The following is a 23,472-nucleotide window of genomic DNA, read 5'->3' as shown; positions in this document are numbered from 1 at the left end:
CCATGAGTACCCGCCGAAAGCCGGTCGGTGTCGCGGTGCTGGGACTGGGCAATGTGGGAAGCGAGGTGGTGCGCATCATCAACGAGAGCGCCACCGACCTGGCCGCCCGGATCGGCGCGCCGCTGGAACTGCGGGGGATCGGTGTCCGCCGGGTCTCGGCGGACCGCGGTGTGCCCGTCGAGTTGCTCACCGACAACATCGAGGAACTGGTGTCGCGCGACGACGTCGACATCGTCGTCGAGCTCATGGGGCCGGTCGAGCCGGCGCGCAAGGCCATCCTGACCGCCCTCGAACAGGGCAAGTCGGTGGTCACCGCCAACAAGGCGCTGATGGCGCAGTCCACCGGCGAACTCGCCCAGGCCGCCGAGAACGCGCACGTCGACCTGTACTTCGAGGCCTCGGTGGCAGGCGCCATCCCGGTGATCCGCCCGTTGACCCAGTCGCTGGCCGGCGACACCGTGCAGCGGGTGGCGGGCATCGTCAACGGCACCACCAACTACATCCTGTCCGAGATGGCCAGCACCGGCGCCGACTACGACACGGCGCTCGCCGAGGCCAGCGCGCTCGGCTACGCCGAGGCCGACCCGACCGCCGACGTCGAGGGCTACGACGCCGCGGCGAAGGCCGCCATCCTGGCGTCGATCGCCTTCCACACCCGGGTGACCGCCGACGACGTCTACCGCGAGGGCATCACCAAGGTGACCCCCGCGGACTTCGAGTCGGCGCGTGCGCTGGGCTGCACCATCAAGCTGCTGGCCATCTGCGAGCGGTTCACCGGCGACGACGGACAGGAACGGGTGTCCGCCCGCGTCTACCCGGCCCTGGTGCCGCTGGACCATCCGCTGGCCGCCGTCAACGGTGCGTTCAACGCCGTGGTGGTCGAGGCCGAGGCGGCCGGCCGGCTGATGTTCTACGGTCAGGGCGCCGGCGGGGCGCCGACCGCGTCGGCGGTGCTGGGCGATCTGGTGATGGCCGCCCGCAACCGGGTGCTGGGCGGGCGCGGCCCGCGCGAGTCCAAGTACGCGAAGCTGCCTGTCGCGCCGATCGGGGTGATCGCGACGCGCTACTACGTCAGCCTGTTCGTCAGCGACAAGCCGGGTGTGTTGGCCTCGGTGGCCGCCGAATTCGCCAAACGCGAGGTCAGCATCGCCGAGGTGCGGCAGGAGGGCGTCATCGACGAGGGCGGCGAGCGGATCGGCGCGCGGATCGCCGTGCTGACCCACAGTGCCACCGATGCGGCGCTCAGTGAGACCATCGAGGCGTTGGGTGACCTCGACTCGGTATATAACGTGGCCAGCGTGCTGCGGATGGAAGGAGCCGGCGATTGAGCGCCGCTGACACCCCGGTGCACCGGGCCTGGCCGGGATTGATCGAGGCCTACCGGAGCCGGTTGCCGGTTGGGCCGGGCTGGACGCCGATCACCCTGCACGAGGGTGGCACCCCGCTCGTCCCCGCACCGCGGTTGTCCGAACTTCTCGGCTGCACGGTGTATTTGAAGGTGGAGGGCCTCAACCCGACCGGGTCGTTCAAGGACCGTGGGATGACGGTGGCGGTCACCGAGGCGGTCGCGCGCGGTCAGAAGGCGGTGCTGTGCGCGTCGACCGGGAACACCTCGGCGTCGGCCGCCGCCTATGCGGCGCGGGCCGGGATCACCTGTGCGGTGCTCGTCCCGCAGGGCAAGATCGCCATGGGCAAGTTGGCGCAGGCGGTCATGCACGGCGCCAAGATCATCCAGATCGACGGCAACTTCGACGACTGTCTGGAGCTGGCCCGCAAGCTCACCGCCGATTTCCCCACCATCTCACTGGTCAACTCGGTCAACAAGTACCGCATCGAGGGCCAGAAGACCGCGGCGTTCGAGATCGTCGACGTGTTGGGCACCGCACCTGATGTGCACGCCCTGCCGGTCGGCAACGCCGGCAACATCACCGCGTACTGGAAGGGCTACACCGAGTATCACCGCGACGGCCTGACCGACCGGCTGCCCCGGATGTTGGGCACCCAGGCCGCCGGCGCGGCGCCGCTGGTCCACGGCGCCCCGGTGCGGGACCCGGAGACCATCGCCACGGCCATCCGGATCGGGTCGCCGGCGTCGTGGTCGTCGGCCGTCGAGGCCCGGGACCAGTCCGGCGGCCGGTTCCTGGCGGCGACCGACGAGGAGATCCTGGCGGCCTACCACCAGGTGGCCAGCGCCGAAGGGGTGTTCGTCGAACCGGCGTCGGCGGCCAGCATCGCGGGGCTGTTCAAGGCGGTCGAGGACGGCTGGGTGGCCCGCGGTTCGACGGTCGTGTGCACGGTGACCGGTAACGGGCTGAAGGATCCGGACACCGCGCTGCGCGACATGCCCACCGTCACACCGGTTCCGGTCGATCCGGTCGCGGTCGTCGAGCAGCTGGGTCTGGACTAGCGGAGTGGTCTTGGACGCACGCGAGGATCAGGGCAGACGGTCGATGGCCGCGACGCTGCCGCCGGGTTTGACGGCCACCTCGGTGGTGGCCGCGTCCAGTGCGAACCTGGGACCCGGCTTCGACAGTTTCGGTTTGGCGTTGAACGCCTACGACGAAATCATCGTCGAAACAACGCAATCCGGCCTCACCGTCGAGGTCGAGGGGGAGGGGGCCGACCAGGTCCCACTGGACGCATCGCATCTGGTCGTGCGCGCGATCCACACCGGCCTGCAGGCGGCCGGGTTCAACGTGCCCGGGCTGCGGGTGCACTGCCGCAACGAGATTCCGCACTCGCGCGGGCTCGGATCCTCGGCAGCCGCGGTGGTCGGCGGCTTGGCTGCGGTCAACGGCCTTGTCGCGCAAGTGGGTTCAACTCCGCTGACCGAGGCTCAGCTGGTGCAGCTGGCGTCTGAGTTCGAGGGGCATCCGGACAACGCGGCCGCGGCCGTGCTGGGCGGGATGGTGGTGTCGTGGACCGACTGGTCCGGTCCGTCGCCGCGCTACGCCGCGGTGACGCTGCCGCTGCACCGCGACATCCACCTGTTCTCGGCCATTCCCGAACAGCGGTCGTCGACCGCTGAAACCCGGGTGTTGCTGCCGGATCGGGTCGACCACACCGACGCGCGGTTCAACGTGAGCCGGGCCGCGCTGCTGGTGGTCGCCCTCACCAGCCGGCCCGATCTGCTGATGGATGCCACCGAGGACGTGCTGCACCAGCCGCAGCGGGCCGCGGCGATGCCGGCGTCGGCGGAATACCTGCGCCTGCTCCGCCGTTGTGGCATTGCAGCGGTGCTGTCCGGGGCCGGTCCGACCGTCCTCGCGCTCAGCTGTCAGCCGGAGCTACCGCAGGAAGCGGTGGAATACGGCACCGCCAACGGGTTCACCATCCGTGAGATGAAGGTGGGCGACGGGGTGCGATGGTCCTCGGGTGTGGCCGTCCGCAGCTGAATTCCAACGATTCGGGTGTGCGGTGGGTCACATCCCGCGGGGTCAATTCGCTCACACGCACGTAGCGGGATTCTTGCTTCCAGCTCGGATGCGCGTTATTCTCGCTTTCGTCCAGCAATCGCAGCGTCTGTACTGCGCCGACACTAGGACGACCACCAATTCTTCTCGTGGATGACGGTTCGCCGCATGTATCGGTGGACCTCCAGCGATCACCGTTGCAGAGGCGATGGTGGGACCTCCGCATTCAGCGTTTCGGCTGAGTGCGCCGAACCCCTGCATCAGCCATCAGCGGGGGAAAGAAAGGAAATCCGTGACCGATACGGACCTCATCACGGCCGATGGCGGCAGCGGCGCAACCGAGCTGCCCAACGGCGTGACCTCGGACGTTCCCAAAGCGGCTCAGGCCCAGTCGGGGGCCGGTTCCGGGGCCGGCTCTGCCCCGGCCGCCGACGCGTCGACCATCACCAACAAGTCCGCGTCGTTGTCCTCGATGCTGCTGACGCAGCTTCGGGCGCTGGCCCGCGAGATCGGCGTCGAGGGCGCCTCCGGCATGCGTAAGGGCGAGCTGGTCGCCGCCATCCAGGAGCATCAGAGCAAACAGTCTTCGGGTGCGGCCCACAACGACGCCGCCGACGATCCGTCCGGCGGCAAGGCGCAGAGCCGGCCGCGGCGTGAGCGTCGTGGCGCCAGCCGCAGCGCTGGCGCCCCGGGCGGGGCCACCGCTGTGGCCGATGCGCCGGCCCAGCAGGAGCTGCCCGTTCAGCCGGACAAGACCGTTGAGGACGGCGGGAAGAAGGCCGAATCCGAGATCCCGGCGGCGTCCGCGCCGGCGACCGGGTCCGGTGCGCCCGATGCGCCGGCCGCTGACCGGAAGGCCGAGACGAAGGCCGCCGGCTCCGACGCCAAGCCGGACAGCAAATCCGAGGGTGGGCGTTCGCAGCAGGCCGACCAGCAGCAGGCCGACCAGCAGTCCAATCAGCCGGGGCAGCAGGCCCAGCCGAAGGATCAGCAGGCCCAGCAGGCCCAGCAGGGCCAGCAGGCCCAGAAGGATCAGGGCCAGCAGCAGGGCCAGGGCGCATCCGGCGACGACGACGGTGACGGCCGGCAGGGCCGGCGCGGCCGGCGGTTCCGTGACCGGCGCCGGCGCGGCGAGCGCGGCGACGGCGGCGGTGAGACCGAGGTGCGCGAAGACGACGTGCTGCAGCCCGTCGCGGGCATCCTCGACGTGCTCGACAACTACGCGTTCGTGCGCACCTCGGGGTATCTGCCCGGCCCGAACGACGTCTACGTGTCGATGAACATGGTGCGGAAGAACGGGTTGCGCCGCGGTGACCACATCACCGGCGCGGTCCGGGTGCCGAAGGAGGGTGAAGGCGGCGGCCAGAACTCCCGGCAGAAGTTCAATCCGCTGGTGCGTATCGACACCGTCAACGGGGGACCGGTCGAGGACGCCAAGAAGCGTCCCGAATTCAGCAAACTCACACCGCTGTATCCGAACCAGCGGCTGCGGCTGGAGACCACGCCGGAGAAGCTGACCACCCGAGTCATCGACCTGATCATGCCGATCGGCAAGGGGCAGCGCGCGCTGATCGTGTCGCCGCCGAAGGCCGGTAAGACCACGGTCCTGCAGGACATCGCCAATGCGATCGCCCGCAACAACCCCGAGTGCCACCTGATGGTGGTGCTGGTCGATGAGCGGCCGGAAGAGGTCACCGACATGCAGCGCTCGGTCAAGGGCGAGGTCATCGCCTCGACCTTCGACCGCCCGCCGTCCGACCACACCACGGTCGCCGAGCTCGCCATCGAACGGGCCAAGCGGCTGGTGGAGCAGGGCAAGGACGTCGTCGTGCTGCTGGACTCGATCACCCGCCTGGGCCGGGCGTACAACAACGCCTCGCCCGCCTCGGGCCGCATCCTGTCCGGTGGTGTCGACTCGACCGCGCTGTACCCGCCCAAGCGGTTCCTCGGCGCGGCCCGCAACATCGAAGAGGGCGGCTCGTTGACGATCATCGCCACCGCGATGGTGGAGACCGGCTCGACCGGTGACACGGTGATCTTCGAGGAGTTCAAGGGCACCGGCAACGCCGAGCTCAAGCTGGACCGCAAGATCGCCGAGCGGCGGGTGTTCCCGGCCGTCGACGTCAACCCGTCCGGCACCCGCAAGGACGAGCTGCTGATGTCGCCCGACGAGTTCGCGATCGTGCACAAGCTGCGCCGCGTACTCAGTGGTCTGGACAGCCATCAGGCCATCGACCTGTTGCTCAGCCAGCTGCGCAAGACCAAGAACAACTACGAGTTCCTGGTGCAGGTCTCGAAGAACACGCCGGGCGCCGACAACGACTGACGGGCCCTGTCGGCCTCCTGCGGTCACCCCGTGCGATCCGGTGGAGCGGGTCCCGCGCGGACGGTGGCGCGGGGTTATGTGCAGATTCCGTTGGCGCGCAGGCGGATCTTGGCGGTCTCGACGAGCCGATCGCAGACGCTGCGGACCGCCCCGCACCGCATGGGCGATCCGGTCCGCGCCCGGATGTGATCTTGATTCGCGGCTGATTCCGGGCGTGTGCCGGGGCGGAACCTGGTAGACAACATCCACGAACCTGTTTCCGCCCCGGACGGATGGTCTCAGCATGGCCGACACCCTGCAGCAGTTGCTTCGAGAACGTGCTGCTCAGGACACCATCGCGATCAAGTACGACGATCGCCGGATCACCTGGCGCGAACATGTGGCCGACGCGGCCCGGCAGGCCGCGGCGCTGCTCGCCGCCGCCGACCCGAACCGGCCGCCCCATATCGCGGTCTTGCTCGGCAACACCCCGGACATGCTCACCGCGCTCGCGGGCGCCGCGCTCGGCGGCTATGTGCTGTGCGGAATCAACACCACCCGGCGCGGTGCGGCGCTGGCCCGCGACGTCGAGCGGGTGGACGCCCAGATCCTGATCACCGACGCCGAACACCGCCACCTGCTCGACGGTCTCGAGCTGCCCGGTGTCACCGTGTTCGACACCTCCACGACGGAGTGGGCGCGGCTGCTGGCGGCGGCGCCGGAACTGACCCCGCACCGCGAGGTCACGCCCGACGACACATTCATGATGATCTTCACGTCGGGCACCAGCGGCGAACCGAAGGCTGTCCAGGTGCCGCACTCGACCGTGTTGTTCTCCGGGACCGCCCTGGTCGACAGGTATCAGCTGGGCAGTGCCGACACCTGCTACCTGGCCATGCCGCTGTTCCACTCCAACGCCGTCTACGCCGGCTGGAGCGTCGCTGTGGGCGCCGGCGCCGCGATGGCGCCCGCGACGTTCTCGGCGTCCCGGTTCCTGCACGACATCCGCCGGTACGGTGCCACCTACATGAACTACGTCGGCAAGCCGCTGGCCTACATCCTGGCCACCCCCGAGAAGCCCGACGACCACGACAATCCGTTGCGGATCGCGTTCGGTAACGAGGCCACCGACCGCGACATCGAGGCGTTCAGCCGCCGATTCGGCTGCACCGTGTGGGACGGTTTCGGCTCCACCGAGATCGCCGTGATCATCACCCGCCCCGACGACTGCCCTCCCGGATCGGTGGGCAAGGGTTTCCCGGGCGTCGCCATCTACAACCCGGAAACGTTGCAGGAGTGCTCCGTCGCCAGGTTCGACGCCAACGGCGCGCTGATCAACCCGGACGAGGCCATCGGCGAACTGGTCAACACCGCAGGCGCCGGGCTGTTCCGCGGCTACTACAACGATCCGCAGGCCACCGACGAACGGATGCGGCACGGCATGTACTGGTCCGGGGATCTGGCCTACCGCGACGCCGACGGGTGGATCTACCTGGCCGGGCGCACCGCCGACTGGATGCGGGTCGACGGTGAGAACCTCACCGCGGCGCCCATCGAACGCATCCTGCTGCGGCTGCCGGCGATCAACCGGGCCGCGGTGTACCCGGTACCCGACGAGCTCGTCGGCGACCAGGTGATGGCCGCGGTGGTGCTGCAGGACGAACTCACCCCACGGCAGTTCGCCGACTTCCTGGCAGCCCAGACGGACCTGTCACCCAAGGCCTGGCCGCGGTACGTGTGGGTGGCCGACGATCTGCCGGTCACCGCGACGAACAAGGTGCTCAAACGGGAGTTGATCGCCCGCGGCACCGCTCCCGACGGCCGGGTGCTGTGGCGGCGGGACGGCGCCCAATACCACGTCTACGCCGAGTCGGACGAGTGAAACGAGAACCCCGCCGCTGACGTTCAGCGACGGGGCTTCGCAGTGCTGTCGGTGACCGCTCACCCGATGTTGACGGCGGGCGGTGCCGGAATGGCCGGCGGTGCCGGGATGGCCGGGGGCGGTGGCACGTTCACGTTCACGTCCGGGGGTGCCGGGATGGCCGGCGGCGCCGGAACCGCCGGCGGCGGCGGCACGTTCACGTTCACATCCGGGGGTGCCGGGATGGCCGGCGGCGCCGGAACCGCCGGCGGCGGCGGCACGTTCACGTTCACATCCGGGGGTGCCGGGATGGCCGGCGGCGCCGGGATGGGCGGCGGCGTCGGCACATCGACATCCACAGGCTGCGCTCCAGCAACGCCTGCACTCAAGCCGATCGCGGCGATACCGGTACCGGCAGCGAGGGCGCCCTTGGTGAGAATCCTCTTCAGTTTCATCGCGCGTCACTCCTTTTCGTATCCGCTGGGGCATCGGGCCGGAACGGAGATCGACCGCAACGCCGCACCTATCAGCTACCCGTCGGCCGACGCCGCGACACCTGCCGCCGACGGCTTTCTCAGAATGTGGGAACCGCCGGTGATCGCCCGGCGAGCGGGGAGAACGCGGGGAGAAACACGGGTGCGCGGCGGGCGGACCGCCTCCCAGCGGGGAATAGTCGCCGGTCATGTGCTGTTTTTCAGGGTCGGCGGTCGAACTGGCATAATGGACCGTCGGACACCTCGGTTCCGGTTCACGTCTCACCGCAGGCGCGCGAGCGGCCTGAACTGGCGACCCGGCACCACGATCGAAGAGGACATCATGAAATCGGGTATTCACCCTGACTACGTCGAAACCACCGTGCTGTGTGGCTGCGGCAACAGCTTCAAGACCCGCAGCACCAAAACCAGCGGGCAGATCGTCGTGGAGGTCTGCTCGCAGTGCCACCCGTTCTACACCGGCAAGCAGAAGATCCTGGACAGCGGTGGCCGGGTCGCACGGTTCGAGCGGCGCTACGGCAAGCGGAACAACAAGGGCAACTCCAACGAGAACGCCAAGACCGAGAACAAGACCGACAAGTAGCTTCCGGAACGACGCCCGCTCTGTCGCTGGTCAGCGCAGGCCGGGCGTCGCTTCGCGTTCGGCGGGCGTTCGAGGCGGTGCGGGGACGGCGGATCGGTGGAAGGAGCAGGGATGACGCAGAGCGCTCCCGCGCGGATCGAGGCCGTGCTGGCCGAACACGGCGACCTCGAACGTCAACTCGCCGACCCTGAGCTGCACGCCGACGCCGCCAAGGCGCGTCGGGCGGGCCGTAGGTTCGCGCAGCTGGCGCCGATCGTCGCGACGTACCGCAAACTCGAGGCCGCCCGGGGTGATCTAGAGGCGGCCCGAGAGCTCGCCGCGGACGACTCGTCGTTCGCCGAGGAGGTCCGGGAACTCACCGCCAAGGTCGACGAGCTGGAGAGCCAGCTGACCGATCTGCTGGCGCCGCGGGATCCGCACGACGCCGACGACGTGGTGCTCGAGGTGAAGTCGGGGGAGGGCGGCGAGGAATCGGCGCTGTTCGCGGCCGACCTGGCCCGGATGTACATGCGCTACGCCGAACGCCGCGGCTGGTCGGTCACCATCCTCGACGAAACCCACTCCGACCTGGGCGGATACAAAGACGTCACGCTTTCGATCGCGTCCAGGGGCGACAGCGCCGACGGGGTGTGGTCGCGGCTGAAGTTCGAAGGCGGCGTGCACCGCGTGCAGCGGGTGCCGGTCACCGAATCGCAGGGACGGGTGCACACCTCGGCGGCCGGCGTGCTGGTCTACCCGGAACCCGAAGAGGTCGAAGAGGTGCAGATCGCCGAATCGGATCTGCGCATCGACGTCTTCCGGTCGTCCGGCAAGGGCGGTCAGGGCGTCAACACCACCGACTCGGCGGTGCGGATCACCCACCTGCCCACCGGCATCGTCGTGACGTGTCAGAACGAGCGGTCCCAGCTGCAGAACAAGATCCGGGCGATGCAGGTCCTCGCCGCCCGGCTGAAGGCGCTGGCCGAGGAACAGGCCCTGGCCGAGGCCTCCGCCGACCGGGCCAGCCAGATCCGCACCGTGGACCGCAGCGAACGGATCCGCACCTACAACTTCCCGGAGAACCGGATCACCGACCACCGCATCGGCTACAAGGCGCACAACCTCGACCAGGTGCTCGACGGTGACCTCGAACCCCTGGTCGAGGCGCTGATCGCCGCCGACAGACAGAGTCGGCTACAACAGACGACATGACCGGGCTGCGCCAGGTGATCGACGCCGCCGCCCGAGAACTCACCGCGGCGGGTGTGAACTCACCACGCGCCGACGCCCTCGAGCTGGCGGCACACGCCGCCGGTGTCGACCGTGGACGGCTGCTGCTGCTCGACGGCCCGGACGATGCGTCCTTCCTCGCCCGCTACCGCGAACTGGTGGCGGCGCGGGCACGGCGCGTCCCGCTGCAACACCTGACCGGGTCCGCCGCCTTCGGTCCGGTGACGCTCAGCGTCGGCCCCGGCGTGTTCATCCCTCGGCCGGAGACCGAGGCACTGCTGGACTGGGCGGTGCGGCACGCCCTCCCCGACCTCGGCCCGAGACCGGTGATCGCCGATCTGTGCACCGGTTCCGGCGCGCTGGCGCTGGCGCTGCACCACCACCGCCCGGACGCCCGCATCATCGCCGTCGACATCTCCGACGCGGCGTTGGAGTATGCCCGGCGCAACACCGCCGGCACCGGGATCGAGGTGCTTCGGACCGACGTCACCGCGCCCGAGCTGCTGGCCGGGCTGGCCGGGCAGGTCGATCTGATCGTCGCGAACCCGCCCTACATCCCGGCCCCGTCGGTTCCGGCCGAAAGCGGGCTGGAACCCGAAGTCGCCCGCCATGACCCGCCGGACGCGTTGTTCGGCGGACCGGACGGGATGGCGGTCATCACCGCGATCGTCGACCGCGCGGGCGTGCTGCTGCGGCCCGGCGGGCGGTGCGCGATCGAACACGACGACACCACATCGGCCGAGACCGTCACGGCCTTCACCGGCACCGGACGATTCGTCGACGTCGTCGCCCGGCGCGATCTGGCCGGCCGGCCCCGGTTCGTCACCGCCACCCGGCTCGGGCGCGGTCATCAGGATTCCGGCCACCAGGAAGGGCTGACGCGATGAGCGAGGTGTTCGACTGCGCCGACCCCGATCAACGCAAGATCGGCATCACGTCGGCGGTGAGCGCACTCAAGGGCGGCCGGCTGGTCGTGATGCCGACCGACACCGTCTACGGACTCGCCGCCGACGCGTTCGACAGCGCCGCGGTCGCGGCGCTGCTGGAGGCCAAGGGCCGCGGACGGGACATGCCGGTACCCGTCCTGGTCGGATCCTGGCACACCATCGAGGGTTTGGTGTACACGGTGTCGGAGGCCGCCCGCGAGCTGATCCGCGCGTTCTGGCCCGGTGCGTTGAGCCTGGTGGTCCAGCAGGCGCCGTCGCTGCACTGGGATCTCGGCGACGCCCACGGCACGGTGATGCTGCGGATGCCGCTGCATCCGGTGGCCATCGAGGTGCTGCGCGAGGTGGGCCCGCTGGCCGTCTCCAGCGCCAACATCTCCGGGCAGCCGCCCGCGGTCACCGCCGCCGAGGCCCGCAACCAGCTCGGGGCGCGGGTCGAGGTCTACCTCGACGGCGGGCCGTCACCGGGTCAGGCCGCATCGACGATCGTCGATCTGACCGGTCCGCACCCGCGCATCCTGCGGGCCGGGCCGGTGACCGCCGAGGCGGTGGCCGACGTGCTCGGCGTGGATCCCGCCACGCTCGTCGGATCGCAGTCGAATCAGCCAGGATGATCCCAGGATGAGCTCAGCCTCGTGCAGTACGGTTCAGCGGTGGTGACCGCCACAGACAGCATCCTGGCCCTGTCCGAACGGGGTGCCGGCGTTCCGCTGCGCGAACTGGCCCTGGTCGGGCTGACCGCGACGATCATCACCTACTTCGCCACCGGGTGGGTCCGGGTGCTGGCGATACGGCTCGGTGCGGTGGCCTACCCGCGGGAACGCGATGTGCACGTCCGGCCGACCCCGCGGATGGGCGGGCTGGCAATGTACATCGGGGTGGCCGCCGCGGTGCTGCTGGCCTCCCAATTACCGGCCCTGACAAGGGGTTTCGTGTACTCCTCGGGAATGCCGGCGGTGGTCGTCGCGGGCGGGCTGATCATGGCGATCGGGCTCATCGACGACCGCTGGGGCCTCGACGCGCTGACCAAGTTCGCCGGACAGATCACCGCGGCCAGCGTGCTGGTCACGATGGGCGTGGCCTGGAGCGTGCTCTACATCCCGATCGGCGGGGTGGGCACCATCGTGCTCGATCAGGTGTCGTCGATCCTGCTCACCCTGGCCCTGACGGTGGCGGTGGTCAACGCGATGAACTTCGTCGACGGGCTGGACGGACTGGCCGCCGGCCTCGGCCTGATCACCGCGTCGGCGATCTGCATCTTCTCCATCGGCCTGCTGCGCGACCACGGCGGCGACGTGTTGTTCTATCCGCCCGCCGTCATCTCGGTGGTGCTGGCCGGCGCATGCCTGGGATTCCTGCCGCACAACTTCCACCGGGCCAAGATCTTCATGGGCGACTCCGGGTCCATGCTGATCGGGCTGATGCTCGCCGCCGCGTCCACCACCGCCGCCGGCCCGATCTCGCAGAGCGCCTACGGCGCCCGCGACGTGTTCGCGCTGCTGTCGCCGTTCCTGCTGGTGATCGCCGTGGTGCTGGTACCCGCCCTGGACATGTTGCTGGCCATCGTGCGGCGAACCCGCGCCGGGCGCAGCCCGTTCAGCCCGGACAAGATGCACATCCACCACCGATTGCTGCAGATCGGCCATTCCCACCGCCGGGTCGTGCTGCTCATCTATCTGTGGGTCGGGATCGTCGCGCTGGGCGCGGCCAGCACCATCTTCTTCGACCCGAAGCACACCGGAGCGGTGATGCTGGCGGCGATCGTCGTCGCCCTGGTGGTGACCCTGATCCCGCTGTTGCGGCGCGGATCGAACGACTACGAGCAGATGTACGACTCGAAGTAGTAGGCCCCGTTAAGGGCGTCCTACCATGCGTGTTAGTGTCTTGCGCAGAACCCGAGAAATCTCGCGGGTTGCCGGCCTCCGGCCTACCGGGCGACGATCCCGTCATCCGGTTCGGACCGAATCGACCGACTGTGACTGATGAACAGGGAGCTAACCCCTTGGGTGATTTCAGCGAGCCTGAAGCGCTCCGATACGCTCGTCAGGCTACGCGCGAAACAACCGAGGTCATCCGCCAATTTCCGGATACCCGCGGGATCGAGGTGAACTAGTGACGACACCAGCGCCTGACGCGCCATTGGTGTTGCCGTCGGTGGCCTTTCGGCCGGTGCGACTGGCGATCATCTGCGCGGTGCTCGGCGCCGTCGTGCTCGCCGTCTCCGTCTATCTCGGCTCGCTGCTGTTCGGTCTGCTGTTCCTGCTGGGCCTCGCGATGGGCTTGGGGAACGCCCTGCTGGTCAAGCGCGCCGCGCTGCGGATCACCGCGCAGGCCCACCCGCTCAAACGGCAGATGGCGGTCAACTCGATGGGCCGTCTCGCGGTGCTGTCGGTGATCGCGTTGGCCATCGCGTTCCTGGTGCGCCCGGCTGGCTTGGGTGTGTTGTTCGGACTTGCTCTGTTTCAGCTGCTGCTGGTGTTGACGACGACGTTGCCGGTGTTGAAGGCGCTCCGCAGCGGCGCCGCCGCCGGGTCCATGGAAGGGAGGGCAGCCGGCGATGACTGAGACCATCCTCGCGCTCGAAGTCGGCAAACACGAGACCGCCGAATGGTTCGGCATGACGGTCAACACCGACACGTTGCTGTCGACCGCGATCGCCGCGGTGATCGTGATCGTGTTGGCCTTCATCCTGCGCGCGAAGGTGACCTCGACTGGTGTGCCGAGCGGCGTGCAGCTGTTCTGGGAGGCGATCACCACCCAGATGCGCAACCAGATCGAGTCCTCGATCGGCATGCGGATCGCCCCGTTCGTCCTGCCGCTGGCCGTCACCCTGTTCACCTTCATCCTGATCGCGAACTGGCTGGCGGTGTTCCCGTGGCAGTACCGCGACGCCAACGGCGACGTGCACGAGGTGCTCAAGGCGCCGGCCGCTGACATCAACTTCGCGCTGTCGCTGGCCCTGTTCGTGTTCATCTGTTACCACCTGGCCGGCATCTGGCGCCGCGGCGTGCTGGGCCACCCCAAGGCGGTGCTCAAGGGCCATGTCGCCTTCCTGATGCCGATCAACATCGTCGAGGAGCTCGCCAAGCCGGTCTCGCTGGGTCTGCGACTCTTCGGCAACGTGATGGCCGGCGGCATCATGGTCGGACTGATCGCGATGTTCCCGGCCTACGTGATGTGGGCGCCGAACGCGTTGTGGAAGGGCTTCGAACTGTTCATCGGTGCCATCCAGGCGTTCATCTTCGCGCTGCTGACGATCCTGTACTTCGGTCAGGCAATGGAACTGGAAGAACACGACCCGACACCCTAGGACCGACCTCAAGGACCTCGACTCGAGAAACCCGCTCGACCCAAGACCTGGTAGGACGGCTACCAGCTAGCAAGGAGGATATGAATGGATCCCATGATCGCTGCCGGCGCGCTGATCGGCGGTGGGCTGCTCCTCGGCGGTGCCGCCACCGGCGCTGCCATCGGTGACGGTCTCGCCGGCGCGGCCCTGATCGACGGCGTGGCACGCCAGCCCGAGGCGCAGGGCCGGCTTTTCGTCCCGTTCTTCATCACCGTCGGTCTGGTGGAGGCCATGTACTTCATCAACCTGGCGTTCATGGCGCTGTTCGTCTTCGCCACCCCGGTTGGTTAATCGGCTGCGATGGCTGAAATGAGCGCTGCCGTTCTCGTGGCACAGGAAGACGGGGGAACCCAGAACTTTCTGCTGCCCAACGGGACCTTCTTCTTCACGCTGCTCATCTTCTTGATCGTGCTGGGCGTCATCACCAAATGGGTGGTGCCCCCGATCAACAAGGTGCTGCGTGAGCGGGAGGCGATGGTCCAGAAGACAGCCGAGGACAACCGGAAGTCTGCCGAACTCGCCGCCGCCACCGAAGCCGATACCCGCCGGGTGCTGGACGCCGCCCGCCGCGAGGCATCGGCCACCCGGGACGAGGCCCGCAACCAGGGTCGCGCCGTTCTGGAGGACATGCGGTCCCGGGCCAGTGAAGAAGCGGCAGCGACGTTGAAGACGGCGAGCGAGGAGCTGTCCCGACAGGGTGAAGCGACCCGCGCCGAACTGGAGGCGTCGGTCGAAGCGCTGTCGACCAAGCTCGCCGGCCGAGTATTGGGCATCGACGTCGGTGGCCGCACGTCGGCGACCACGGGGCAGGGACGGTAACTGCATGGATACATTCATCGGTCAGCTTGTCGGTTTCGGACTCATCGTCTTCGCGATCGTCAAGTGGGTCGTTCCGTTGGTGCGCCGGATGATGCAGACGCAGCAGGAACTGGTGCGTCAGCAGCTCGAGGAGAGCGCCGCCGCGGCCAAGAAGGTCGCGGAGGCCGACATCGCGCACGCCCGGGCGCTGGAAGAGGCCAACGCGGAAGCGGAGCGGATCAAGGCGGAAGCGCGCCGCGACGCCGAGAAGATCGCCGAGCAGCTGCGCGCTCAGGCCGACGCCGAGGTCGAGCGGGTCAAGGTGCAGGGCGCGGCGCAGGTGGAGCTGCTGCGCCAGCAGCTCGTCCGTGAGCTGCGTCAGCATCTCGGCACCGAATCGGTCCGCCGCGCCGGCGAATTGGTTCGCCAACACGTCTCCGACTCCAACGCCCAGTCCGCCACCGTGGACCGGTTCCTCGACGAACTGGATGCGATGGCGCCGTCGGACGCGGTGATCGAGAACCCGGTGACCGCGAACCTGCGTGCGGCCAGCCGCGACGCCACCAACGCGATGATCGACGAGTTCGAACAGCGCACCGGTGGACTGGACGCCGACGCGTTGACCCGATTGGCCGATGAACTCAACGGTGTCGCCAAGCTGCTGCGCCGCGAAGGGATGTTGACCAAGTATCTGGCCGAGCCCGCCGACGATCCCGCGGCCAAGGTCAGGCTGCTGGAATCGGTGTTCTCCGGCAAGATCGGCGACGCTTCCCTCGACATCCTGAAATCCGGTGTATCCCACCGCTGGTCGGCCGAGGCGGATCTGATCGAGGCCGTGCAGCACATCGCGCGGCTGGCGCTGCTGGCCCGCGCCGACCGGGAGAACGCCGCCGACGAGGTCGAAGAGCAGCTCTTCCGCTTCGGTCGGATCCTCGATGCCGAGCCGCAGCTGAACTCGCTGATCAGCGATCGCACCAAACCGCTCGACGGCCGGGTCGCCCTGCTGAACAAGGTGATCGAGGGCCGGGTGCATCCGGTGGCGCTGGCACTGCTGACCCAGACGGTGGAATCCCTGGGTGAGCGGCGGGCCGACGCCGCGGTCAAGGAGCTGGCCGAGCTGGCGGTGGCCCGTCGCGGCGAGATCGTCGCGCATGTCACCGCGGCGGCCGATCTGAGCGACGCACAACGAAACCGGCTCGCGGAACTGCTGAGCCGCATCTACAGCCACCCGGTGTCGATCCAGTTGCACGTCGACCCGTCCGTGCTCGGTGGCCTGACGATCGCGGTCGGTGACGAAGTGATCGACGGATCGCTGTCAACCCGGCTGGCCGCAGCGGAAACCCAGCTGCCGGATTAGCCCCTAGACCCCAACAGAACCACGAAGGTAGGAAGCGAAAAGCCATGGCAGACTTGACAATCTCGGCTGCTGACATCCAGGGGGCAATCGAGGACTACGTCGCCTCGTTCGAGTCCGCCACCGAACGCGAGGAGACCGGCACCGTCGTCGACGCCGGCGACGGCATCGCCCACGTCGAGGGCCTGCCCTCGGTGATGGCGCAGGAGCTGCTCGAGTTCCCCGGTGGAGTGCTGGGTGTCGCGCTGAACCTCGACGAGAACGAAATCGGTGCGGTCATCCTCGGTGACTTCGAGAAGATCGAGCAGGGCCAGCAGGTCCGCCGCACCGGCGAGGTGCTCTCGGTGCCGGTCGGCGACGGATACCTGGGCCGGGTCGTCAACCCGCTCGGTCAGCCGATCGACGGCAAGGGTGACATCGAGACCACCGGGCGGCGCGCGCTGGAACTGCAGGCCCCGTCCGTGGTCCAGCGGCAGAGCGTGTTCGAGCCGCTGCAGACCGGCATCAAGGCCATCGACTCGATGACCCCGATCGGCCGCGGCCAGCGTCAGCTGATCATCGGTGACCGCAAGACCGGTAAGACCGCCGTCTGCGTCGACACCATCCTCAACCAGCGGGCGAACTGGGAGACCGGCGACTCCAAGCAGCAGGTCCGCTGCGTGTACGTGGCCATCGGCCAGAAGGGCACCACGATCGCCAGCGTGCGGCAGACCCTCGAAGAGGGCGGCGCGATGGACTACACCACAATCGTCGCGGCCCCGGCCTCCGATTCGGCCGGCTTCAAGTGGCTCGCGCCCTACACCGGTTCGGCCATCGCGCAGCACTGGATGTACGACGGCAAGCACGTGCTGATCGTGTTCGACGACCTCACCAAGCAGGCCGAGGCCTACCGCGCGATCTCGCTGCTGCTGCGCCGCCCGCCCGGACGTGAGGCCTACCCGGGCGATGTGTTCTACCTGCACTCCCGGCTGCTGGAGCGGTGCGCCAAGCTGTCCGACGACCTCGGCGGCGGCTCGCTGACCGGTCTCCCGGTCATCGAGACCAAGGCCAACGACATCTCGGCCTACATCCCGACCAACGTCATCTCGATCACCGACGGCCAGTGCTTCCTGGAGACCGACCTGTTCAACCAGGGCGTGCGGCCGGCCATCAACGTCGGTGTGTCGGTGTCCCGCGTCGGTGGCGCCGCCCAGATCAAGGCCATGAAGGACGTGGCCGGCTCGCTGCGACTGGATCTGTCCCAGTACCGCGAACTGGAGGCGTTCGCGGCGTTCGCCTCGGACCTGGACGCCACGTCGAAGGCGCAGCTGGATCGCGGTGCCCGGCTGGTCGAGGTGCTCAAGCAGCCGCAGAACAGCCCTATGCCGGTCGAGGACCAGGTGGTCGCGATCTTCCTGGGAACCAAGGGGCACCTGGACTCGGTGCCGATCGAGGACGTCCAGCGATTCGAGGCGGAGTTCCTCGAGCACGTCAAGGCCTCGCACCAGGAGATCCTGACCGACATCCGGGACAGCAAGAAGCTCTCCGACGAGACCGCCGAGAAGCTCGTGAACGTCGTCAACGAGTTCAAGAAGGGTTTCTCGACGACCAGCGGTGAATCGGTCATTCCCGACGAGGGCGTCGAAGCGATGGACGAGGCCGACCTGGAAAAGGAATCGGTGCAGGTCCGCAAGCCCCCGCCACCGAAGAAGAAGTGAGTCGCTAGACCATGGGAGCCACACTGCGTGAACTTCGCGGACGGATCCGGTCCGCGGGGTCCATCAAGAAGATCACCAAGGCCCAGGAGCTGATCGCGACATCGCGTATCGCGAAGGCACAGGCCCGGGTGGAGGCGGCGCGGCCGTACGCTGCGGAGATCACCAACATGCTGACCAACCTGGCCAGCGCCAGCGCGCTGGACCATCCCCTGCTCGTCGAGCGGGAGAACCCCAGGCGGGCCGGCGTGCTGGTGGTGACCTCGGACCGCGGGCTGTGCGGTGCGTACAACGCCAACGTGCTGCGCCGCGCCGAGGAGCTCTTCGCGTTGCTGCGAGAGGAGGGCAAGCAACCGGTCCTCTACATCGTCGGCCGTAAGGCGTTCAACTACTTCACCTTCCGCAACTGGGAGATCACCGGTTCGTGGACCGGTTTCTCCGAGCGGCCGGAGTACGAGAACGCCCAGGCGATCGCCACCACCCTGGTGGACGCGTTCATGGCCGGCGCCGACGACACCGGCGATGACCCGGGTGCGGACAACATCCTCGGCGTCGACGAACTGCACATCGTGTACACCGAGTTCCGGTCGATGATGTCGCAGGTCGCCGAGGCCCGCCGGATCGCGCCGATGGTGGTGGAGTACGTCGGGGACGAGGTCGACGAGGGCCCGCACACCCTGTTCGAGTTCGAACCCGATGCCGAGACGTTGTTCCACACGCTGCTGCCGCGTTACATCGCGACCCGCATCTACGCGGCGCTGCTGGAGGCGGCGGCATCGGAGTCGGCGTCCCGGCGCCGGGCGATGAAGTCGGCCAGCGACAACGCCGACGACCTCATCCGGTCGCTGACGCTCATGGCCAACCGGGAACGGCAGGCCCAAATCACCCAGGAAATCAGCGAGATCGTCGGCGGTGCCAATGCGCTCGCCGAGGCCGCCGGCCGATAAGCCCCATCAGAAAGCGAAGAGAAGAATGACCGCTACGGCTGAAAAAGAGACCAGCAAGGAGACCACCGGCCGGGTGGTGCGCGTCACCGGTCCGGTCGTCGACGTCGAGTTCCCCCGCGGGTCCGTACCGGACCTGTTCAACGCGCTGCACGCCGACATCACGTTCGGTGACCTCGCGAAGACGCTGACGCTGGAGGTGGCGCAGCACCTCGGCGACAACATGGTGCGCTGCATCTCCATGCAGCCGACCGACGGCCTGGTGCGTGGTGTCGACGTCCGCGATACCGGCCGGTCCATCTCGGTGCCGGTGGGCGACGGTGTGAAGGGCCATGTGTTCAACGCCCTCGGTGACTGCCTCGACCAGCCCGGGTACGGCAAGGACTTCGAGCACTGGTCGATTCACCGCAAGCCGCCGGCGTTCTCCGACCTCGAGCCGAAGACCGAGATGCTCGAGACCGGCCTGAAGGTCGTCGACCTGCTCACCCCGTACGTGCGGGGCGGCAAGATCGCCCTGTTCGGCGGCGCCGGCGTGGGCAAGACCGTGCTGATCCAGGAGATGATCAACCGCATCGCCCGCAACTTCGGTGGTACCTCGGTGTTCGCCGGTGTGGGTGAGCGCACCCGTGAGGGTAACGACCTGTGGGTCGAGCTCGGCGAGGCCGACGTGCTCAAGGACACCGCGCTGGTGTTCGGGCAGATGGACGAGCCGCCGGGCACCCGTATGCGCGTCGCGCTGTCGGCCCTGACCATGGCCGAGTACTTCCGCGACGAGCAGGGCCAGGACGTGCTGCTGTTCATCGACAACATCTTCCGGTTCACCCAGGCCGGTTCGGAGGTGTCCACCCTGCTGGGCCGGATGCCCTCGGCGGTGGGTTACCAGCCGACGCTGGCCGACGAGATGGGCGAGCTGCAGGAGCGCATCACCTCGACTCGGGGTCGGTCGATCACCTCGATGCAGGCCGTGTACGTGCCCGCCGACGACTACACCGACCCGGCGCCGGCGACGACGTTCGCGCACCTGGACGCGACCACGGAGCTGAGCCGTGCGGTGTTCTCCAAGGGCATCTTCCCGGCGGTGGACCCGCTGGCGTCCAGCTCGACCATTCTCGACCCGAGCGTGGTCGGCGACGAGCACTACCGCGTCGCGCAGGAAGTCATCCGGATCCTGCAGCGCTACAAGGACCTCCAGGACATCATCGCGATCCTCGGTATCGACGAGCTGTCGGAGGAGGACAAGCAGCTGGTGAACCGGGCGCGGCGTATCGAGCGGTTCCTGAGCCAGAACATGATGGCCGCCGAGCAGTTCACCGGGCAGCCGGGTTCGACCGTGCCGCTCAAGGAGACCATCGAGGCGTTCGACCGGCTCACCAAGGGCGATTTCGACCATCTGCCCGAGCAGGCGTTCTTCCTCATCGGTGGTCTGGAGGATCTGCAGCGTAAGGCCGAGAGCCTCGGCGCCAAGATGGAGGACACCTCCGGCGACGGCGCCCCAGTGCCGGCGGATGCGCAGAAGGATGCCGCCAACACCAATGAGTAGGCTCACTCGTCCGCGGGAGGCGGTGTCGCATGGCTGTTGACATGGACGTCGATATCGTCGCCGTCGAACGCAAGATCTGGTCCGGGAAGGGCACTTTCGTGTTCACCCGCACCACCGCCGGCGAGATCGGTGTGCTGCCGCGGCATACGCCGCTGGTGGCGCAGCTGGTCGACGACGCAATGGTGCGGGTCGAACGCGAAGGCGAGGACGATCTGCGGATCGCGGTCGACGGCGGCTTCATCTCGATCACCGAGGAAGGCGTCATCATCCTGGCCGAATCCGCGGAGTTCGATCACGAGATCGACGCGGACGCGGCCAAGCGCGACGCCGAGTCGGATGATCCGGCGACCGCGGCGCGCGGCCGGGCCCGGCTGCGCGCACTGGGCCAACTCGACTAGCGGGTGCCGATGAGCGGGTCCATGGTCGTCATGGTCACGCTCGTCGGCGTCCTGCTGCTCGTGGTCATCGCGCTGAGCTACCGGCTGTGGAAGCTCCGACAGGTCGGGGGCACCGCGGCGATTCTGCGCGATGTCCCCGCCGTCGGTGGACAGGGCTGGCGGCACGGGGTGCTGCGTTACCGGGGTGGGGAGGCAGGGTTCTACCGGCTGTCCAGCCTGCGCTGGTGGCCGGACCGCCGGTTGAGCCGGCGGGGCCTGGAGATCGTGGCGCGCCGCAGTCCCCGGGGTGACGAGTTCGACATCATGAACGACGAGACCGTGGTACTGGAACTGCGCGACACCAGTGCGGATCGCCGACAGGGATACGAGGTGGCGCTGGACCGCGGTGCGCTGACGGCCTTCCTGTCCTGGCTGGAATCGCGTCCGTCACCGCGGGCTCGGCGCCGCTCGCTCTGAACGGCGCCGAACCCGCTCGAAACCATCGGCTCTGGGACTAACGGTCACCGCCGGGTTGCCACAACACATCACCGTCGGGGTTGGCTATCCGGGACAGGATGAACAGCAGATCCGACAGCCGGTTGAGGTACTTCGCCGGGAGCACACTGACTGCGTCACCGTGGATCTCGACCGCCCGCCAGGCGGAGCGTTCGGCCCGCCGGGCCACCGTGCGGGCGACGTGCAACAGCGCGGACAACGGCGTGCCACCGGGCAACACGAACGAATTCAGTGCCGGCAGCGACTCATTGAACTCGTCGCACCAGGTTTCGAGCCGATCGATGTAGGCCTGGGTGATCCGCAGCGGGGGGTGTTCGGGGTTCTCGACGACGGGTGTGGACAGATCCGCCCCGGCGTCGAACAGGTCGTTCTGGATCTGGCGTAGCACGTCGCGCAAAGGCGGCTCGGGGTCGCCGAGCGCGAGCGCGGTTCCGATGGCCGCGTTGGTCTCGTCGCAGTCGGCGTAGGCGACCAGCCGGGCGTCGTTCTTGGGGACTCGGCTGAAGTCGCTCAAACCGGTCGTTCCGTCGTCGCCGGTGCGGGTGTAGATGCGGGTCAGATGTACGGCCATGGGAAAACCGTACCGGTTGAGGCCGGGCCGCAGACCGGAGCGGAAACTGACACCGGCCCCGGCCGCTGACTACACTGACCGCGTGAGCGAGCGGTTCGTGGTGACCGGTGGCAACCGGTTGTCCGGCGAAGTTGCTGTCGGGGGAGCCAAAAACAGCGTCTTGAAGCTGATGGCCGCCGCCCTGTTGGCGGAAGGCACCAGCACCATCACCAACTGCCCGGACATCCTCGATGTCCCGTTGATGGCCGAGGTGTTGCGCGGGCTGGGCGCCACCGTGGAGCTCGACGGTGAGACGGTGCGGATCACGTCGCCCGATGAACTCAAATACGATGCCGACTTCGCCGCGGTACGACAGTTCCGCGCCTCGGTCTGTGTGCTCGGACCGCTGGTCGGACGGTGTAAACGGGCGCGGGTGGCACTGCCGGGCGGCGATGCGATTGGCTCGCGGCCGCTGGACATGCATCAGGCCGGGCTACGGCAGCTGGGCGCCCGCTGCAACATCGAACACGGCTGCGTGGTCGCCGAGGCCGACCACCTGCGCGGCGCGGAGATCCAGCTGGAGTTCCCGTCGGTGGGGGCCACCGAGAACATCCTCATGGCGGCCGTCCTGGCCGAGGGGACGACCACGATCCACAACGCCGCCCGTGAGCCCGACGTGGTGGATCTGTGCACGATGCTCAACGAGATGGGCGCCCAGATCTCCGGGGCCGGCACCCCGACGATGACGATCACCGGCGTGGATCGCCTCTATCCCACCGAACACCGGGTGATCGGCGACCGCATCGTGGCGGCCACCTGGGGGATCGCGGCGGCGATGACCCGCGGTGACATCTCGGTGACCGGGGTGGACCCCCAACATCTTCAGCTGGTCCTGCACAAACTGCACGACGCCGGCGCCACCGTCACCCAGCACGACAACGGCTTCCGGGTGGTGCAGTACGAGCGGCCGAAGGCGGTGAACGTCGCGACGCTGCCGTTCCCGGGATTCCCGACGGACCTGCAGCCGATGGCCATCGCCCTGGCCTCGATCGCCGACGGCACCTCGATGATCACCGAGAACGTCTTCGAGGCCCGGTTCCGGTTCGTCGAGGAGATGGTCCGGCTCGGCGCCGACGCCCGCACCGACGGCCACCACGCCGTGGTGCGCGGCCTGCCCCAGCTGTCCAGTGCGCCGGTCTGGTCGTCGGACATCCGGGCCGGCGCCGGGCTGGTGCTCGCCGGGCTGGTGGCCGACGGCGACACCGAGGTGCACGACGTCTTCCACATCGACCGCGGCTATCCGAGGTTCGTCGAGAACCTCAAGAGCCTGGGGGCGGAGATCGAGCGCATCAGCTGACCCGCCCCGGGCCGGAATAGCGCTCTGACCTGCAGCGTTGCATCCGGCCGGACCCCGATTTGGGGTTCTGCGGAGGACCGCGTAGTATTGGCGATGCACCACGGCCCCGGCCGAAAGAGCCGGAGGGCGTGGATTGCCATCCCTGACCGAGTCGTAGTACCCTGGCAGGGTTGCCCGCTCAGCG

Annotated in this window: 22 protein-coding genes; 21 read left to right on the top strand and 1 reads right to left on the bottom strand. The window is 68.4% G+C overall.

The window, feature by feature from the left end; all coding sequences use genetic code 11:
* Positions 1-2: 2 nt before the first annotated feature.
* From CKW28_RS15835 to CKW28_RS15730, 20 genes are all read left to right on the top strand, one after another.
* Positions 3-1,328 carry a homoserine dehydrogenase gene (locus tag CKW28_RS15835; RefSeq protein ID WP_003925518.1) on the top strand — a complete coding sequence of 442 codons (1,326 nt, stop codon included), beginning with the start codon at positions 3-5 and terminating at the stop codon, positions 1,326-1,328.
* Entirely contained in the window at positions 1,325-2,407 is a 1,083-nt protein-coding gene (gene thrC / locus CKW28_RS15830) for a threonine synthase (RefSeq protein WP_003925517.1), read from the top strand. Before CKW28_RS15835 ends, thrC begins: the two co-directional genes overlap by 4 nt.
* A gap of 43 nt (positions 2,408-2,450) precedes the next feature.
* Positions 2,451-3,395 (top strand): homoserine kinase, encoded by a 945-nt coding sequence (gene thrB / locus CKW28_RS15825; RefSeq protein ID WP_003925516.1) that lies wholly within the window; start codon positions 2,451-2,453, stop codon positions 3,393-3,395.
* 310 nt (positions 3,396-3,705) lie between these two features.
* Positions 3,706-5,739: a transcription termination factor Rho gene (gene rho / locus CKW28_RS15820; protein ID WP_003925515.1), complete on the top strand. Its 2,034-nt coding sequence runs from the start codon at positions 3,706-3,708 to the stop codon at positions 5,737-5,739.
* Positions 5,740-6,022: 283 nt separating this feature from the next.
* The gene (fadD1, locus tag CKW28_RS15815) at positions 6,023-7,600 is read left to right on the top strand and encodes a fatty-acid--CoA ligase FadD1 (protein WP_003925514.1); all 1,578 of its coding nucleotides are present in this window, start codon (positions 6,023-6,025) and stop codon (positions 7,598-7,600) included.
* Positions 7,601-8,395: 795 nt separating this feature from the next.
* The gene (gene rpmE, locus CKW28_RS15805; protein WP_003925512.1) at positions 8,396-8,656 is read left to right on the top strand and encodes a 50S ribosomal protein L31; all 261 of its coding nucleotides are present in this window, start codon (positions 8,396-8,398) and stop codon (positions 8,654-8,656) included.
* A 111-nt stretch (positions 8,657-8,767) separates the two neighbouring features.
* Complete coding sequence (gene prfA, locus CKW28_RS15800; protein ID WP_003925511.1) at positions 8,768-9,847, top strand: peptide chain release factor 1; 1,080 nt, start codon at positions 8,768-8,770, stop codon at positions 9,845-9,847.
* Positions 9,844-10,752, top strand: a complete 909-nt coding sequence (gene prmC / locus CKW28_RS15795) for a peptide chain release factor N(5)-glutamine methyltransferase (RefSeq protein WP_003925510.1) — start codon at positions 9,844-9,846, stop codon at positions 10,750-10,752. Before prfA ends, prmC begins: the two co-directional genes overlap by 4 nt.
* Positions 10,749-11,423 carry an L-threonylcarbamoyladenylate synthase gene (locus tag CKW28_RS15790; protein ID WP_003925509.1) on the top strand — a complete coding sequence of 225 codons (675 nt, stop codon included), beginning with the start codon at positions 10,749-10,751 and terminating at the stop codon, positions 11,421-11,423. The genes prmC and CKW28_RS15790 overlap by 4 nt, the downstream gene beginning before the upstream one ends.
* Positions 11,424-11,444: 21 nt before the next feature.
* Positions 11,445-12,653: a glycosyltransferase family 4 protein gene (locus CKW28_RS15785; protein ID WP_003925508.1), complete on the top strand. Its 1,209-nt coding sequence runs from the start codon at positions 11,445-11,447 to the stop codon at positions 12,651-12,653.
* Positions 12,654-12,921: 268 nt separating this feature from the next.
* Positions 12,922-13,374 (top strand): hypothetical protein, encoded by a 453-nt coding sequence (locus CKW28_RS15775; protein ID WP_040546729.1) that lies wholly within the window; start codon positions 12,922-12,924, stop codon positions 13,372-13,374.
* Positions 13,367-14,119 carry a F0F1 ATP synthase subunit A gene (atpB, locus tag CKW28_RS15770; protein WP_003925505.1) on the top strand — a complete coding sequence of 251 codons (753 nt, stop codon included), beginning with the start codon at positions 13,367-13,369 and terminating at the stop codon, positions 14,117-14,119. Before CKW28_RS15775 ends, atpB begins: the two co-directional genes overlap by 8 nt.
* A gap of 84 nt (positions 14,120-14,203) precedes the next feature.
* On the top strand, positions 14,204-14,449 hold the full coding sequence (locus CKW28_RS15765) for a F0F1 ATP synthase subunit C (protein WP_003925504.1): 246 nt from the start codon (positions 14,204-14,206) through the stop codon (positions 14,447-14,449).
* A 9-nt stretch (positions 14,450-14,458) separates the two neighbouring features.
* Positions 14,459-14,977, top strand: coding sequence for a F0F1 ATP synthase subunit B (locus CKW28_RS15760; RefSeq protein ID WP_040546727.1), 519 nt, complete (start codon positions 14,459-14,461; stop codon positions 14,975-14,977).
* 4 nt (positions 14,978-14,981) lie between these two features.
* The gene (locus CKW28_RS15755; protein ID WP_003925502.1) at positions 14,982-16,313 is read left to right on the top strand and encodes a F0F1 ATP synthase subunit B/delta; all 1,332 of its coding nucleotides are present in this window, start codon (positions 14,982-14,984) and stop codon (positions 16,311-16,313) included.
* A gap of 44 nt (positions 16,314-16,357) precedes the next feature.
* Positions 16,358-18,007: a F0F1 ATP synthase subunit alpha gene (gene atpA / locus CKW28_RS15750; protein ID WP_003925501.1), complete on the top strand. Its 1,650-nt coding sequence runs from the start codon at positions 16,358-16,360 to the stop codon at positions 18,005-18,007.
* An 11-nt stretch (positions 18,008-18,018) separates the two neighbouring features.
* A complete protein-coding gene (locus CKW28_RS15745; protein ID WP_003925500.1) occupies positions 18,019-18,951 on the top strand; it encodes a F0F1 ATP synthase subunit gamma in 933 nt (310 codons plus the stop codon).
* Positions 18,952-18,976: 25 nt separating this feature from the next.
* The gene (atpD, locus tag CKW28_RS15740; RefSeq protein WP_003925499.1) at positions 18,977-20,488 is read left to right on the top strand and encodes a F0F1 ATP synthase subunit beta; all 1,512 of its coding nucleotides are present in this window, start codon (positions 18,977-18,979) and stop codon (positions 20,486-20,488) included.
* Positions 20,489-20,517: 29 nt separating this feature from the next.
* On the top strand, positions 20,518-20,886 hold the full coding sequence (locus CKW28_RS15735; protein WP_040546725.1) for a F0F1 ATP synthase subunit epsilon: 369 nt from the start codon (positions 20,518-20,520) through the stop codon (positions 20,884-20,886).
* Positions 20,887-20,895: 9 nt separating this feature from the next.
* Positions 20,896-21,342: a DUF2550 domain-containing protein gene (locus CKW28_RS15730; protein ID WP_081475489.1), complete on the top strand. Its 447-nt coding sequence runs from the start codon at positions 20,896-20,898 to the stop codon at positions 21,340-21,342.
* A gap of 37 nt (positions 21,343-21,379) precedes the next feature.
* Here the strand turns inward: CKW28_RS15730 and CKW28_RS15725 are convergent, their stop codons facing one another.
* Positions 21,380-21,952 (bottom strand): cob(I)yrinic acid a,c-diamide adenosyltransferase, encoded by a 573-nt coding sequence (locus tag CKW28_RS15725; RefSeq protein WP_003925496.1) that lies wholly within the window; start codon positions 21,950-21,952, stop codon positions 21,380-21,382.
* A gap of 82 nt (positions 21,953-22,034) precedes the next feature.
* Here CKW28_RS15725 and murA point away from each other — a divergent pair, with 82 nt between their 5' ends.
* Positions 22,035-23,288 carry a UDP-N-acetylglucosamine 1-carboxyvinyltransferase gene (murA, locus tag CKW28_RS15720; protein ID WP_003925495.1) on the top strand — a complete coding sequence of 418 codons (1,254 nt, stop codon included), beginning with the start codon at positions 22,035-22,037 and terminating at the stop codon, positions 23,286-23,288.
* Positions 23,289-23,472: the final 184 nt, after the last annotated feature.

Source organism: Mycolicibacterium thermoresistibile, from assembly GCF_900187065.1.
Lineage (GTDB): Bacteria > Actinomycetota > Actinomycetes > Mycobacteriales > Mycobacteriaceae > Mycobacterium > Mycobacterium thermoresistibile.
This window is presented reverse-complemented; position numbering and strand designations above follow the sequence as displayed.

Excerpts from the sequence above, each read along its gene's own strand:
- CKW28_RS15745 (WP_003925500.1), top strand. The coding sequence starts at position 18,019 with ATGGGAGCCACACTGCGTGAACTTCGCGGACGGATCCGGTCCGCGGGG.
- fadD1 (WP_003925514.1), top strand. The coding sequence starts at position 6,023 with ATGGCCGACACCCTGCAGCAGTTGCTTCGAGAACGTGCTGCTCAGGAC.
- CKW28_RS15765 (WP_003925504.1), top strand. The coding sequence starts at position 14,204 with ATGGATCCCATGATCGCTGCCGGCGCGCTGATCGGCGGTGGGCTGCTC.
- atpB (WP_003925505.1), top strand. The coding sequence starts at position 13,367 with ATGACTGAGACCATCCTCGCGCTCGAAGTCGGCAAACACGAGACCGCC.
- CKW28_RS15755 (WP_003925502.1), top strand. The coding sequence starts at position 14,982 with ATGGATACATTCATCGGTCAGCTTGTCGGTTTCGGACTCATCGTCTTC.
- CKW28_RS15735 (WP_040546725.1), top strand. The coding sequence starts at position 20,518 with ATGGCTGTTGACATGGACGTCGATATCGTCGCCGTCGAACGCAAGATC.
- prfA (WP_003925511.1), top strand. The coding sequence starts at position 8,768 with ATGACGCAGAGCGCTCCCGCGCGGATCGAGGCCGTGCTGGCCGAACAC.
- CKW28_RS15725 (WP_003925496.1), bottom strand. The coding sequence starts at position 21,952 with ATGGCCGTACATCTGACCCGCATCTACACCCGCACCGGCGACGACGGA.
- CKW28_RS15730 (WP_081475489.1), top strand. The coding sequence starts at position 20,896 with ATGAGCGGGTCCATGGTCGTCATGGTCACGCTCGTCGGCGTCCTGCTG.
- CKW28_RS15760 (WP_040546727.1), top strand. The coding sequence starts at position 14,459 with ATGGCTGAAATGAGCGCTGCCGTTCTCGTGGCACAGGAAGACGGGGGA.
- thrB (WP_003925516.1), top strand. The coding sequence starts at position 2,451 with ATGGCCGCGACGCTGCCGCCGGGTTTGACGGCCACCTCGGTGGTGGCC.
- CKW28_RS15835 (WP_003925518.1), top strand. The coding sequence starts at position 3 with ATGAGTACCCGCCGAAAGCCGGTCGGTGTCGCGGTGCTGGGACTGGGC.
- prmC (WP_003925510.1), top strand. The coding sequence starts at position 9,844 with ATGACCGGGCTGCGCCAGGTGATCGACGCCGCCGCCCGAGAACTCACC.
- rpmE (WP_003925512.1), top strand. The coding sequence starts at position 8,396 with ATGAAATCGGGTATTCACCCTGACTACGTCGAAACCACCGTGCTGTGT.
- CKW28_RS15790 (WP_003925509.1), top strand. The coding sequence starts at position 10,749 with ATGAGCGAGGTGTTCGACTGCGCCGACCCCGATCAACGCAAGATCGGC.
- atpD (WP_003925499.1), top strand. The coding sequence starts at position 18,977 with ATGACCGCTACGGCTGAAAAAGAGACCAGCAAGGAGACCACCGGCCGG.
- atpA (WP_003925501.1), top strand. The coding sequence starts at position 16,358 with ATGGCAGACTTGACAATCTCGGCTGCTGACATCCAGGGGGCAATCGAG.